Genomic DNA, 1,316 nt, shown 5'->3' with positions numbered 1-1,316 from the left:
ATCTATGGACTGTTCCCCCGTTGCAAGCTTGATGTTGAAGCGGTTTGACACGGGTCGATTGCAAACATCTATACGGCGTCATCATTTTCGAAGCGCCCAAATGGGGTATCCGCGCACATACGCCTCAACAAATGGGAGACCTTGTCGGCCATTATAAAAGACAGGTTCCGTATGTGCCGGTCCGACCGTTCATTCCATTTCAACCTTCAGCCTGCAATTCGCATGCCTGCTCTTAAGGATTGGCTCGGTATTCGCCACCGTGCTGAAGCAAGGCCCAGATCACCCTTGCATTCTTATTGGCGACTGCAACCGCTGCGCGGTTGTAACCACGCCTTTCCCTAAGCTCGTTGACCCATTCGCTGGCAGGGTCAGATTTTCGTTGCGCCGTTCGCACCACTGACCTTCCGCCGTGGACCAGAAGTGTTCGCAGATGCTGACTACCTCGCTTGCTGATGCCAAGCAGTACGCGTCGATCGCCGCTGGAATGCTGCCGCGGCACCAAGCCCATCCAGGCGGCCAGATGTCGGCCATTCTTAAAGTCTGCTCCATCACCGACAGCCGCGACAACTGCCGTCGCAGTCTTCGGGCCGACGCCACGTATCTTGGCGATACGCTGGCAAACATCGCTCTCGCGGAAGACGGCTTCGATCTGCTTGTCGAAGTATCTGATCTTTTCGTTGAGCTGCAAAAGGAAGGCATGGAGTGTGCCGATGATATCGCGCGTCAGCTCGGTGATGTCGATCCTTGGATTGTTGATGATCTCTGGTATCGTGCGCTGGGCGATCGAAGCCGACTTTGCGATCGCTACACCACGCTCGAGAAGCAAGCCTCGCATCTGCGAGATTAGGGCGACACGATGATTGACCAATCTCTGTCGAGCACGGTGGAGGCCCTGGATGTCCTGCTGGATGATCGATTTCTTCGGCACGAAGCGCATGTGTGGCTGTTGAACGGCAATGCATATCGCCTGGGCATCGTTGCCGTCATTTTTCTGGCCCTTCAAGAACGGCTTCACATACTGTGGCGCGATAATCTTCACAGTGTGCCCCTGAGCCTCAAAATGCCGCTGCCAGTGAAAGGCACCCGTGCAAGCTTCGATGCCGATCAGGCAAGGTGGCATAGCCTCGGTCACCTGCAGCAGTTGATCGCGCATCACGCGCCGTCTCAGGGCAACCTGACCATCGGCGCCCACGCCATGAAGCTGGAACACGTTCTTGGCGATATCAATTCCCAAAACCGCAACGTTTGCCATGACAACCTCCTTCGTTGGCGCGACCAGTTTGACTGCGGGGTGGGGGAACAGTCCATCCCATTAA

The 1,316-nt window shown here is 55.9% G+C and carries 1 protein-coding gene; it reads right to left on the bottom strand.

Features of this window, described 5'->3' with window-relative positions; all coding sequences use genetic code 11:
* Positions 1-232: 232 nt before the first annotated feature.
* A complete protein-coding gene (locus tag QRN60_RS23820; RefSeq protein ID WP_111794906.1) occupies positions 233-1,252 on the bottom strand; it encodes an IS110 family RNA-guided transposase in 1,020 nt (339 codons plus the stop codon).
* Between the last annotated feature and the right edge of the window lie 64 nt (positions 1,253-1,316).

The sequence above is a fragment of the Agrobacterium sp. CFBP2214 genome (assembly GCF_030209895.1).
Classification (GTDB): Bacteria; Pseudomonadota; Alphaproteobacteria; order Rhizobiales; family Rhizobiaceae; genus Agrobacterium; species Agrobacterium radiobacter.
This window is presented reverse-complemented; position numbering and strand designations above follow the sequence as displayed.